This window comes from Pseudomonas sp. WS 5010 (genome assembly GCF_012985565.1).
Lineage (GTDB): Bacteria > Pseudomonadota > Gammaproteobacteria > Pseudomonadales > Pseudomonadaceae > Aquipseudomonas.
Genome location: NZ_JAAQWQ010000011.1, coordinates 29582 through 42307 on the forward strand (window position 1 = coordinate 29582; position 12726 = coordinate 42307).

11 protein-coding genes and 2 tRNA genes are annotated in these 12726 nt (G+C 57.0%); all 13 read left to right on the top strand.

The genetic code is table 11. The features are described 5' to 3' along the window. Window positions 1-14: 14 nt before the first annotated feature. Window positions 15-1352: a phosphoglucosamine mutase gene (gene glmM / locus HBO11_RS26605; protein WP_169955080.1), complete on the top strand. Its 1338-nt coding sequence runs from the start codon at window positions 15-17 to the stop codon at window positions 1350-1352. 66 nt (window positions 1353-1418) lie between these two features. Next, entirely contained in the window at window positions 1419-2174 is a 756-nt protein-coding gene (tpiA, locus tag HBO11_RS26610) for a triose-phosphate isomerase (RefSeq protein WP_070994377.1), read from the top strand. A 4-nt stretch (window positions 2175-2178) separates the two neighbouring features. Further along, window positions 2179-2562, top strand: a complete 384-nt coding sequence (gene secG, locus HBO11_RS26615) for a preprotein translocase subunit SecG (protein WP_029298979.1) — start codon at window positions 2179-2181, stop codon at window positions 2560-2562. A 21-nt stretch (window positions 2563-2583) separates the two neighbouring features. After that, window positions 2584-2669 (top strand) — tRNA-Leu (locus HBO11_RS26620). Window positions 2670-2765: 96 nt separating this feature from the next. Next, a tRNA-Met gene (locus tag HBO11_RS26625) sits at window positions 2766-2842 on the top strand. Between the two features lie 140 nt (window positions 2843-2982). Then, entirely contained in the window at window positions 2983-3441 is a 459-nt protein-coding gene (rimP, locus tag HBO11_RS26630) for a ribosome maturation factor RimP (protein ID WP_032867412.1), read from the top strand. 59 nt (window positions 3442-3500) lie between these two features. Continuing rightward, window positions 3501-4982: a transcription termination factor NusA gene (gene nusA / locus HBO11_RS26635; RefSeq protein ID WP_038445977.1), complete on the top strand. Its 1482-nt coding sequence runs from the start codon at window positions 3501-3503 to the stop codon at window positions 4980-4982. Window positions 4983-5009: 27 nt separating this feature from the next. Continuing rightward, window positions 5010-7529, top strand: a complete 2520-nt coding sequence (gene infB, locus HBO11_RS26640; protein WP_169955079.1) for a translation initiation factor IF-2 — start codon at window positions 5010-5012, stop codon at window positions 7527-7529. A gap of 159 nt (window positions 7530-7688) precedes the next feature. Then, window positions 7689-8084 carry a 30S ribosome-binding factor RbfA gene (gene rbfA / locus HBO11_RS26645; protein ID WP_029298974.1) on the top strand — a complete coding sequence of 132 codons (396 nt, stop codon included), beginning with the start codon at window positions 7689-7691 and terminating at the stop codon, window positions 8082-8084. Between the two features lie 3 nt (window positions 8085-8087). Further along, window positions 8088-9005 (top strand): tRNA pseudouridine(55) synthase TruB, encoded by a 918-nt coding sequence (gene truB / locus HBO11_RS26650; RefSeq protein ID WP_169955078.1) that lies wholly within the window; start codon window positions 8088-8090, stop codon window positions 9003-9005. 159 nt (window positions 9006-9164) lie between these two features. Then, window positions 9165-9434 (top strand): 30S ribosomal protein S15, encoded by a 270-nt coding sequence (gene rpsO, locus HBO11_RS26655; protein ID WP_003177875.1) that lies wholly within the window; start codon window positions 9165-9167, stop codon window positions 9432-9434. A 194-nt stretch (window positions 9435-9628) separates the two neighbouring features. After that, on the top strand, window positions 9629-11734 hold the full coding sequence (pnp, locus tag HBO11_RS26660) for a polyribonucleotide nucleotidyltransferase (RefSeq protein WP_169955077.1): 2106 nt from the start codon (window positions 9629-9631) through the stop codon (window positions 11732-11734). Window positions 11735-12030: 296 nt separating this feature from the next. Then, on the top strand, window positions 12031-12651 hold the full coding sequence (locus tag HBO11_RS26665; RefSeq protein ID WP_029298967.1) for a BON domain-containing protein: 621 nt from the start codon (window positions 12031-12033) through the stop codon (window positions 12649-12651). Window positions 12652-12726: the final 75 nt, after the last annotated feature.

Sequence of the window (12726 nt, forward strand, 5' to 3'; positions counted from 1 at the left end):
ATGATGGAGCACTTATGACAAAGAAATATTTTGGCACCGACGGTATTCGTGGTCGGGTCGGCGAATTCCCGATCACTCCGGATTTCATGCTCAAGCTGGGCTGGGCGGCCGGGATGGCCTTTCGCAGCATGGGCGCATGCCGCATCCTGGTCGGCAAGGACACGCGGATCTCTGGTTACATGTTCGAGTCTGCGCTGGAGGCGGGCCTGTCCGCTGCCGGGGCTGATGTGATGTTGCTGGGGCCGATGCCTACGCCGGCGATCGCTTATCTGACGCGTACCTTTCACGCTGAAGCCGGGATTGTGATCAGCGCTTCGCACAATCCCCATGACGACAATGGCATCAAGTTTTTCTCGGGCCAGGGCACCAAGCTGCCGGACGAGATCGAACACATGATTGAAGAGCTGCTGGATGCGCCGATGACCGTCGTCGAGTCGAGCAAGCTGGGCAAGGTATCGCGGATCAACGACGCGTCGGGTCGTTATATCGAGTTTTGCAAAAGCAGCGTGCCTACCAGCACCAATTTTGCCGGACTCAAGGTGGTCATCGACTGTGCCCACGGTGCCACCTACAAGGTCGCTCCCAGCGTATTCAAGGAGTTGGGCGCCGAGGTCACCGTGCTGTCGGCTCAGCCTAACGGCCTGAACATCAACGACAACTGCGGTTCGACCCACATGGGGCAATTGCAGGCAGCGGTATTGGCCGAGCACGCGGACCTGGGTATCGCCTTTGATGGTGACGGTGATCGCGTGCTGATGGTCGATCATACCGGTGCCATCGTCGACGGTGACGACCTGCTGTTCATCATTGCCCGCGACCTGCATGAGCGTAACAAGCTCCAAGGCGGCGTCGTCGGTACCTTGATGAGTAACCTGGGGCTGGAGTTGGCCCTGGCCGACCTGGGGATCCCGTTCGTGCGCGCCAATGTTGGCGACCGCTACGTGATTGCCGAGCTGCTGGAGCGCAACTGGGTGGTGGGTGGCGAGAATTCGGGCCATGTCGTGTGCTTCCAGCACACCACCACCGGTGATGCGATTATCGCGGCGCTGCAGGTACTATTGGCCCTGCGTCGCCGCGAAGAAAGCCTGGCCCAGGCGCGCCAGGCGCTACGCAAGTGCCCTCAAGTATTGCTCAATGTGCGTTTCTCGGGTGGTGAAAACCCTATCGAGCACTCGGCGATCAAGGAAGCCTGTGAGCGCGTTACCGTCGCCATGGCGGGGCGTGGCCGGGTCTTGTTGCGCAAGTCGGGGACCGAGCCTTTGGTGCGTGTGATGGTTGAAGGCGATGACGAAACACAGGTTCGTGGCTACGCCGAAGAGCTGGCAAAACTGGTAACTGAAGTTTGCGCCTGAATTCGGCTTGCCAGTGATGATGTGGTTGGGTAACATCTGCGCCCACTTTGACCGACGAGGTACAGCATGCGTCGCACTATGGTAGCTGGTAACTGGAAGATGCACGGTACCCGCGCCAGTGTCGCTGAGCTGGTCAATGGCCTTCGTCACCTGGCTTTGCCAAGCGGTGTCGATATTGCGGTATTCCCGCCTTGCTTGCATATCAACCAAGTGGTTGATGGCTTGAAAGGCAAGTCGATCCAGGTCGGCGCGCAGAATTCCGCAGTAGAAGCCATGCAGGGTGCGTTGACCGGTGAGATTGCACCGAGTCAGTTGGTTGATGCGGGTTGTTCCTATGTGCTTGTTGGGCACTCCGAGCGCCGTCAGATGATGGGCGAGCGGGATGGGACGCTCAACCGCAAGTTCGCAGCGGCACAGGCTTGTGGCTTGATTCCAGTGTTGTGCATAGGGGAAACCCTGGAGCAGCGTGAATCGGGCAAGACTCTTGAAGTTGTCTCGCGTCAGCTGGGCAGCATCATCGAGGAGCTGGGTGTTGGTGCATTTGCAAAGGCAGTGATTGCTTACGAGCCGGTCTGGGCCATTGGCACCGGGCTGACTGCTACACCGCAACAGGCGCAGGATGTGCATGCAGCCATCCGCGCGCAGTTGGCGGCAGAGAATTCTGAGGTCGCACAAGGTGTGCGGCTTCTATACGGCGGCAGCGTGAAGGCGGCCAATGCGGTCGAACTGTTCGGCATGCCGGATATCGATGGGGGGCTCATTGGTGGAGCTTCCCTGAATGCAGATGAGTTCGGTGCGATTTGTCGCGCCGCGGGAAACTGAGAAAATGCTGGAAACAGTCGTAGTCGTTTTTCATCTGTTGGGTGCGCTGGGCGTTGTTGCCCTGGTATTGCTGCAACAGGGTAAAGGTGCGGACGCTGGTGCGTCTTTCGGGGCAGGTGCTTCAAATACTGTGTTCGGAAGCCAAGGTTCCTCTACCTTTCTTAGTAAGTTTACTGCTATACTTGCCGCCGGTTTCTTCATAACCAGCCTGGGGTTAGGTTACTTTGCTAAAGAGAAAGCTCATGTGCTGACTCAAGCAGGTTTGCCAGATCCAGCAGTGTTGGAAGTACCAAAAGCAAAACCGGCTTCTGATGATGTCCCGGTGCTTCAAGAGCAAAAGTCGGCTACTCCAGCGACTGACGTGCCTCCAGCTCAAGAGCAGAAGTAATAAGGTTGTAAACGCTGTATTGCCGAGGTGGTGGAATTGGTAGACACGCAACCTTGAGGTGGTTGTGCCCATAGGGTGTAGGGGTTCGAGTCCCCTTCTCGGTACCAATTATCAGGAGAGCCCGCTGTTGCGGGCTTTCTTGTAGGTGGAAGGTTACATTGACCCTGTAAGGGATCGGTCGTATACTTCCGCCCCAGCTTTGTCGCGGGGTGGAGCAGTCTGGTAGCTCGTCGGGCTCATAACCCGAAGGTCGTCGGTTCAAATCCGGCCCCCGCAACCAGTTTTAGCGGAGCCCCTTTTAAGGGGCTTTTTGTTAGCTGGACACTTTCAACGCCGCTGTTCGACGGCGTTTCAAGGATGGGCGTTTCGCCCATTTTTTTATTTTGCACAGCATGCACATACATGCACGAGGGGGTTCAGGTGTCGAGCAAGCTAGAAGAGTTGCAGGCCTTGCTGGCCCCGGTGGTCGTGGCCCTAGGCTATGAATGCTGGGGTATTGAGTTTTCGGCTCAAGGTCGCCACTCAATGTTGCGCGTTTATATCGATAAAGAGGGCGGCGTGCTGGTGGACGATTGTGCCATCGTCAGCCGTCAGATCAGCGGTGTCCTGGATGTTGAAGATCCGATCGCCGTTGAATACACCCTCGAAGTTTCCTCGCCAGGCATGGAACGCCCACTGTTCACTATTGAGCAGTTTGCTAAATATGCCGGTGAACAAGTGAAGATCAAGCTGCGATCTCCTTTTGAAGGGCGACGCAACTTTCAGGGCCTTCTGCGCGGTGTAGAAGAACAGGATGTAGTGGTGCAGGTAGAAGACCACGAGTTCCTGTTGCCGATCGATATGATCGACAAGGCCAACATTATTCCCAGTTTTGACTGAGACGTGCCAGAAACTGCGGATCCCGCGGATCCAATGGCTTGCGAAAGGCGAGGCGTACGATGAGCAAAGAAGTACTGCTGGTTGTTGAGTCGGTATCCAATGAAAAGGGCGTACCGGCTAACGTGATTTTTGAAGCGCTGGAGTTGGCCCTGGCCACTGCTACCAAAAAGCGTTTTGAAGACGAAGTTGATCTGCGTGTGGAAATCAACCGCCACACCGGAGCCTATGAGACTTTCCGTCGCTGGACAGTCGTCGAAGAAGCCGATCTTGATGATCCGGCCATCGAAACCTGGCCAAGCAAGGTTGCGCAAACGCATCCTGGTGCCCAGGTGGGTGACGTCGTCGAGGAAAAGATCGAGTCCATCGAGTTCGGCCGCATCGCTGCACAGACTGCCAAGCAAGTCATCGTGCAAAAGGTCCGCGAAGCCGAGCGCGCTCAAGTCGTTGACGCCTATCGCGAGCGCCTGGGGGAAATCATCTCCGGCACCGTGAAGAAAGTGACCCGCGACAACGTGATCGTCGACCTGGGTAACAACGCTGAAGCGTTGCTGGCCCGTGAAGACATCATTTCTCGCGAAACCTTCCGTGTTGGCGTGCGCTTGCGTGCGCTGCTCAAGGAAATCCGCACCGAGAACCGTGGCCCTCAACTGATCCTGTCGCGTACTGCGCCGGAAATGTTGATCGAGCTGTTCCGTATCGAAGTGCCGGAAATTGCCGAAGGCCTGATCGAAGTGATGGCTGCGTCCCGCGACCCGGGTTCGCGCGCCAAGATCGCGGTCCGCTCCAAGGACAAACGCATCGACCCGCAGGGCGCTTGCATTGGTATGCGCGGTTCGCGCGTCCAGGCAGTGTCGGGCGAATTGGGCGGTGAGCGTGTGGATATCGTGCTGTGGGACGATAACCCGGCGCAGTTCGTGATCAACGCCATGTCCCCGGCCGAAGTCGCGGCAATTATTGTTGACGAAGATGCCCATGCAATGGACATCGCCGTTGGCGCAGACAATCTGGCCCAGGCCATCGGTCGCGGTGGTCAGAACGTGCGTCTGGCCAGCCAGTTGACTGGCTGGACCCTGAACGTCATGACCGAATCGGACATCCAGGCTAAGCAGCAAGCAGAAACCGGCGACATCCTGCGCAACTTCATCGACGAGCTGGAAGTCGACGAAGACCTGGCACAGGTGCTGGTAGATGAAGGCTTTACCAGCCTGGAAGAGATTGCCTACGTACCGGTGGAGGAAATGCTCAACATCGACGGCTTTGACGAAGACACCGTCAACGAGCTTCGCGCTCGGGCCAAGGATCGCTTGTTGACTAAAGCCATCGCTACTGAGGAAAAGCTGGCAGACGCCCATCCGGCCGAAGACCTGCTCTCGCTTGAGGGTATGGACAAGGATTTGGCGATGGAACTGGCGGTGCGCGGCGTAATTACCCGCGAAGACCTGGCCGAGCAGTCTATTGACGACCTGCTCGACATCGACGGCATTGACGATGATCGTGCCGGCAAGTTGATCATGGCCGCCCGAGCCCATTGGTTCGAGTAATTAGGCGCGGCCTGAGGAGAGAAGTGCATGACGCAAGTCACGGTGAAACAACTGGCCGATGAGGTCAAAACACCGGTAGAGCGCCTGTTGCAGCAGATGCGTGAGGCAGGTCTGCCGCACACCGCCGCCGAGGAACATGTGAGCGACAGTGAGAAGCAATCGTTGCTGACTCACTTGAAAAGCAGCCACAAGGCGAAAGTGGAAGAACCGCGCAAGATTACATTGCAGCGCAAAACAACCAGCACCCTGCGGGTGGCTGGTAGCAAAAGCATCAGCGTTGAAGTGCGTAAGAAGAAAGTCTTCGTACAGCGCAGCCCGGAAGAAATCGAAGCCGAGCGCAAACGCGAGATGGACGAACGTCGCGCAGTAGAAAATGCTGCACGTCAGAAGGCTGAAGAAGAAGCCAAGCGTCGCGCCGAAGAAGAAGCGCGTCGCCAGCCTGCTGCTGCGCAATCCGCTACTGATGCAGTCGCCGCTCCTGCCGCGCCTGTTGAAGCTGTGCGTGAGGCCGCTCCTGTTGCCGCCGCACCTGCTCCTGCAGCCGACGCTCGCAAGCGCGACGAACCTCGTCGTCCGGACAAGCCACGCGCAGACGATAACAATCGTCGCGGCAGTGGTGATGGTGAGCGCAAAAACGCTCCACATCGTGCTTCGGTCAAAGAGAAAGCGCCTGCTCCACGCGTTGCGCCACGTACTACCGACGAAGAAAGCGATGGCTTCCGTCGTGGTGGTCGCGGCAAGGCCAAGCTGAAGAAACGCAACGCCCACGGTTTCCAGAGCCCAACCGGCCCTGTCGTGCGTGAAGTGAAGATCGGCGAGACCATCACTGTGGGCGATCTGGCCCAGCAGATGTCGGTCAAGGCTGCTGAAATCATCAAGTTTATGTTCAAGCTGGGTACTCCGGCCACCATCAACCAGGTACTGGACCAGGAAACTGCCCAACTGGTTGCTGAGGAGCTGGGCCACAAAGTGACCCTGGTCAGCGACACCGCCCTGGAAGATTCCCTGGCCGAGTCCCTGAAGTTTGAAGGTGAGGCAGTTTCCCGTGCGCCAGTCGTGACCGTAATGGGCCACGTTGACCATGGTAAGACTTCCCTGCTCGACTACATCCGTCGTGCCAAGGTTGCAGCGGGCGAAGCCGGCGGCATCACCCAGCACATCGGTGCCTACCACGTTGAAACCGACCGTGGCATGGTGACGTTCCTCGATACCCCAGGTCACGCCGCGTTTACCGCAATGCGTGCCCGTGGTGCCAAGGCGACCGACATCGTGATCCTGGTGGTTGCAGCGGACGACGGCGTAATGCCACAAACCATCGAAGCCGTTCAGCATGCCAAGGCTGCTGGTGTGCCGCTGGTGGTTGCAGTGAACAAAATCGACAAGCCGGGCGCCGATCTCGATCGCATCCGTAGCGAACTGTCGGTTCACGGCGTGACATCCGAAGAGTGGGGTGGCGACACTCCATTCGTACCGGTCTCGGCGAAGATGGGTACCGGCGTTGACGAACTGCTCGAAGCAGTCCTGTTGCAAGCCGAAGTCCTGGAACTGACCGCTACGCCATCGGCTCCTGGCCGTGGTGTCGTGGTTGAATCGCGCCTCGACAAGGGTCGTGGCCCGGTTGCGACCGTGCTGGTTCAAGACGGTACCCTGCGCCAAGGCGACATGGTCCTGGTCGGTTCGAACTACGGCCGTGTACGTGCCATGCTCGACGAGAACGGCAAGCCAATCAAGGAAGCAGGTCCTGCTATCCCGGTCGAGATTCTCGGCCTGGACGGTACCCCGGACGCTGGCGACGAGATGAGCGTAGTTGCCGACGAGAAGAAAGCCCGTGAAGTGGCTCTGTTCCGTCAAGGCAAGTTCCGCGAAGTCAAGCTGGCCCGTGCTCACGCCGGCAAGCTGGAAAACATCTTCGAGAACATGGGCCAGGAAGAGAAGAAGACGCTTAACATCGTCCTCAAATCTGACGTCCGTGGTTCCCTCGAAGCGTTGAACGGCGCCTTGAACGGCCTGGGTAACGACGAAGTGCAAGTGCGTGTTGTCGGTGGCGGTGTCGGTGGTATCACCGAATCCGATGCCAACCTGGCACTGGCCTCCAACGCTGTACTGTTCGGCTTCAACGTGCGTGCCGATGCTGGCGCACGGAAGATCGTCGAGCAGGAAGGCCTGGACATGCGTTACTACAACGTCATCTACGACATCATCGAAGACGTCAAGAAAGCCCTTACCGGCATGCTTGGCAGTGACGTGCGGGAAAATATCCTGGGTGTTGCCGAAGTGCGTGACGTGTTCCGTTCGCCGAAGTTCGGCGCGATCGCCGGTTGCATGGTTATCGAAGGTACTGTGCACCGTAACCGTCCAATCCGTGTACTGCGTGAAGACATCGTTATCTTCGAAGGCGAGCTGGAATCCCTGCGCCGCTTCAAGGATGACGCTTCCGAAGTACGTGCCGGCATGGAATGCGGTATCGGCGTCAAGAGCTACAACGACGTCAAGCCTGGCGACAAGATCGAAGTCTACGAGAAGGTCCAGGTTGCTCGCAGCCTCTAACTCGCGCACTTCAGGAGCCACGCCGCGTGTGGGCATGCAAATGTCCCGCGCAGTGTCCGGACTCTAAACGCAACGCCCGGTCTGGCTTTTGTCAGGCCGGGCGTTTGCCGCTTTCAGACCCCACGGGTTTCACCGTGTGGCAGTAACAGGTAACAAGACATGGCAAAAGAATACAGCCGTACCCAACGTATCGGCGATCAGATGCAGCGCGAGCTGGCCCAACTGATCCGTCGCGAAGTCAAAGACCCGCGCGTTGGCCTGGTCACCATTACCGCTGTTGAAGTGAGCCGTGACGTTGGTCACGCGAAGATCTTCATCACCGTGATGGGCCAGGACAACAGCGAAGAGATCGCGCAAAGCATCAAGGTGCTCAACTCTGCCGCAGGCTTCCTGCGCATGCAGTTGGCCCGTGAGATGAAGCTGCGCAGCGTGCCCCAGTTGCACTTCCACTACGACGAAAGTGTCGTGCGTGGTGCGCACCTGTCGGCCCTGATCGAGCGTGCCGTGGCTGAAGACAATCAGCATCCGTCCACACCTGAAGACGCCAAGGAGTAAGCGGTGGCTCAGGTCAAGCGTATCCGTCGTAACGTCAGTGGCATCATCCTGCTCGACAAGCCCATTGGCTTTACCTCCAATGCCGCTTTGCAGAAGGTCCGCTGGCTGCTCAATGCCGAGAAGGCCGGGCACACCGGCAGCCTCGACCCCTTGGCTACTGGCGTATTGCCATTATGCTTTGGCGAGGCCACCAAGTTCTCGCAATACCTGCTCGATTCAGACAAGGGTTATGAAACCCTGATGCAACTGGGCAAGACCACCACCACGGCTGACGCCGAAGGTGATGTTCTGCAGGTTCGCGACGTGACCGTTGGTCGTGCAGATATCGAGGCCGCTTTACCCGCTTTTCGTGGGCAAATCAGTCAGATACCGCCGATGTACTCGGCTCTCAAGCGTGATGGCCAGCCTCTTTACAAGCTGGCACGTGCGGGCGAAGTAGTGGAGCGCGAACCGCGTTCTGTTACTATTGCGCGCTTGGAATTGCTTGCCTGTGAAGGCGAGACTGCCCGCTTGGCCGTGGACTGCAGCAAAGGCACCTATATCCGTACCCTGGTGGAAGATATCGGTGAAAAGCTCGGTTGCGGCGCGTACGTTGCAGAACTGCGACGTACCCAGGCTGGCCCTTTTACCCTGGCCCAGACGGTCACGCTGGAAGAGTTGGAAGCCGTGCATGCCGAAGGCGGCAATGAAGCAGTTGATCGCTTCCTGATGCCATCGGACAGCGGCTTGCTGGATTGGCCATTGCTGCACTTTTCGGAGCACAGCGCGTTCTACTGGCTCAATGGCCAGCCAGTACGTGCACCGGATGCCCCGAAGTTCGGCATGGTGCGGGTACAAGATCACAACGGTCGCTTTATCGGTATCGGTGAAGTGAGCGAAGACGGGCGCATCGCGCCGCGTCGACTGATTCGGTCAGAATGACCGGAACCAGTTTGTGGTAAAAGCGCAGTAGTTTTTACGCAAGCTGGAACGAGGGTGGCTGTTAACAGGCACGGTCACTACTCATTTTTAGATACAGGGATTTGTCCCTGGCCTGTTGAAACTGCCCTTTGGGTGGTTTCCTGAAAAAAGGATTGCCTCATGGCTCTCGACGTTCAAGAAAAAGCACAAATCGTAGCTGACTATCAGCAAGCTGTTGGTGACACTGGTTCGCCAGAAGTGCAAGTTGCACTGCTGACCCACAACATCAACAAGCTGCAAGGTCACTTCAAGGCCAACGGTAAAGATCACCACTCCCGTCGTGGTCTGATCCGCATGGTAAACCAGCGTCGTAAGCTGCTGGACTACCTGAAAGGCAAGGATCTGGGTCGTTATCAGACTCTGATCGGTCGCCTGGGTCTGCGTCGCTAATCAGCGATTGCGCTAGAGGTTGGTTGGCTGTCGTGTGTCAGTGGGTTTCCCGCTGGCCCATGGCAGGCTTCCAGCCTCAAGTTTTATCTGGATACACGTTTTACCCTGGACAGGCGTTGGGCCGACTCCCGACGTTGCCCAAGAATTTCGCAAGAAGACAAGTTCCCCAAGAGCCACAAAGAAGGTAGGACACCGTGAACCCGGTTATCAAAAAATTCCAGTTCGGTCAGTCGACCGTTACCCTCGAGACAGGCCGTATTGCCCGTCAAGCCTCCGGCGCAGTGCTGGTCACCGTTGACGACGACGTTACCGTACTGGTGACCGTTGTAGGCGCAAAGACCGCTGACCCAAGCAAAGGCTTCTTCCCTCTTTCCGTTCACTACCAGGAAAAGACTTACGCTGCCGGTAAGATCCCTGGTGGTTTCTTCAAGCGTGAAGGCCGTCCTTCCGAGAAAGAAACCCTGACTTCCCGACTGATCGACCGTCCGATCCGTCCGCTGTTCCCAGAAGGCTTCATGAACGAAGTGCAGGTTGTCTGCACCGTCGTTTCCACCAGCAAGAAGACCGATCCGGACATCGCTGCGATGATCGGCACCTCGGCTGCCCTGGCCATCTCCGGTATTCCTTTCGATGGCCCGATCGGCGCAGCCCGTGTTGCGTTCCACGAAAGCACCGGCTACCTGCTGAACCCGACTTACGAACAACAGAAAGCTTCGAGCCTGGACATGGTCGTTGCCGGTACTTCGGAAGCCGTGTTGATGGTTGAATCGGAAGCCAAAGAGCTGACCGAAGACCAGATGCTGGGCGCTGTACTGTTTGCTCACGACGAGTTCCAGGTTGTGATCAACGCTGTTAAAGAACTGGCTGCTGAAGCTGCCAAGCCAACCTGGACCTGGGCTCCTGCGCCTGAAGCCACCGCACTGCTGGGCACTATTCGCTCCGAGTTCGGTGCTGCGATCTCCGACGCCTACACCATCACCATCAAGGCCGACCGTTACGCTCGCCTGGGTGAACTGAAGGACCAGGTTGTTGCCAAGCTGTCCGGTGAAGAAGGCCAGCCTTCTTCCAGCGAAGTCAAAGCAGCCTTCGGCGAAATCGAATACCGCACCGTTCGCGAAAATATCGTTAACGGCAAGCCACGTATTGACGGTCGCGACACCCGCACCGTACGTCCGCTGAACATCGAAGTCGGCGTTCTGCCGAAGACCCACGGTTCGGCCCTGTTCACCCGTGGTGAAACCCAGGCCCTGGTAGTCGCGACTCTGGGTACTGCCCGTGACGCACAGCTGCTGGACACCCTGGAAGGCGAGAAAAAAGACCCGTTCATGCTGCACTACAACTTCCCTCCGTTCTCGGTAGGTGAGTGTGGTCGCATGGGTGGTGCTGGTCGCCGCGAAATCGGTCACGGCCGCCTGGCCCGTCGTTCGATTGCAGCCATGCTGCCTGCCGCCGACGTGTTCCCGTACACCATTCGTGTTGTGTCGGAAATCACCGAGTCCAACGGTTCCAGCTCCATGGCTTCGGTCTGCGGTGCTTCCCTGGCTCTGATGGACGCCGGCGTTCCGATGAAGGCACCGGTTGCCGGTATCGCCATGGGCCTGGTTAAAGAAGGCGAGAAGTTCGCCATCCTGACCGACATCCTGGGTGACGAAGACCACCTGGGCGACATGGACTTCAAAGTAGCCGGTACCGCCAAAGGTGTTACCGCGCTGCAGATGGACATCAAGATCAAGGGCATCACCGAAGAAATCATGGAAATCGCTCTGGGCCAAGCCCTGGAAGCGCGCCTGAACATCCTCGGCCAGATGAACCAGATCATTGGCCAGTCCCGCACCGAACTGTCGGAAAATGCTCCGACCATGATCGCGATGAAAATCGACACCGACAAAATCCGTGATGTCATCGGTAAAGGCGGCGCGACCATCCGTGCGATCTGTGAAGAAACCAAGGCCTCGATCGATATCGAAGACGACGGTTCGATCAAGATCTTCGGCGAAACCAAGGAAGCGGCTGAAGCTGCACGTCAGCGCGTCCTGGGTATCACCGCAGAAGCCGAGATCGGCAAGATCTACGTCGGTAAGGTCGAGCGCATCGTCGACTTCGGCGCATTCGTCAACATCCTGCCTGGCAAGGACGGTCTGGTTCACATCTCCATGCTGAGCGATGCTCGCGTTGAGAAAGTGACCGACATCCTCAAAGAAGGCCAGGAAGTGGAAGTGCTGGTACTGGACGTGGACAACCGCGGCCGTATCAAACTGTCCATCAAGGACGTAGCAGCAGCCAAGGCTTCGGGCGTTTAATCACTCCCAGGCTTCACGCTGAAAAAGAGGACTCTTCGGAGTCCTTTTTTTTGGACTGCGGGAAAGTGAAGGTAAATCAGCCGTTTAGCCCAGGACAAAAGCCGCAACTTGCATGCAGGCACGACGGGCTTCATGCAAGTTGCACGATTTCGAAAAAACAGCATTTATATAAGCTATTGATTTATAAGGGTTTATTTAAATTTTTGGACTTGGCACACTGTCTGCACTATTCCTGTTAACGCTGCAGTATGAAGGTTCACACGCTGCAGACTTTCAATAAAACAGGAGTTACTCGTATGAAGAAGTTCGCTCTCGCTACTGCTACCGCTCTGACCCTGGCCATGGGTGCTAACGTGGCCTTTGCCCAAACTTCCCAAGCTCCAATGACTCTGGCGGCTGGTGAAGCCACCAAAGCGAAAGAAAGCGTTTCGGATACTTGGATCACCACCAAAGTTAAATCTGATCTGCTGACTGAAAAAGGTATTCCTGGTTCGGACATCAAGGTTGAAACCAACAAAGGTGTGGTTTCCCTGTCGTCGACTGTAGCCATTTCGGATTCGCAGAAAGCAACCGCTGTAGCGATCACCAAGAAAATCAAAGGTGTAACCGCGGTTTCTGCTGACGGCCTGCTGGCTGGCGGCGCCACCAAGGCAGACAACATCGACAAAACCAAAAGCGCAGCAGCAGGCGCCAAAGAGTCCACTTCGGATACCTGGATCACTACCAAAGTGAAAGCTGACCTGGTAACCGAGAAAGGCATTCCTGGTACCGACATTAAAGTCGAAACCAACAAGGGCGTGGTTTCCCTGTCCTCTTCGGTCGCTGTGACTGAAGCGCAGAAAACTACTGCGGTGAATATCACCAAGAAAATCAAAGGCGTTAAAGCTGTATCGGCCGACGGCCTGAAAGCAGAGTAACGTGTAACCATTCGACTGGACCCAGGCGGCCACGAGCGAGGCAGATATCCGCTCAATGCACCTTACAGGTTCATG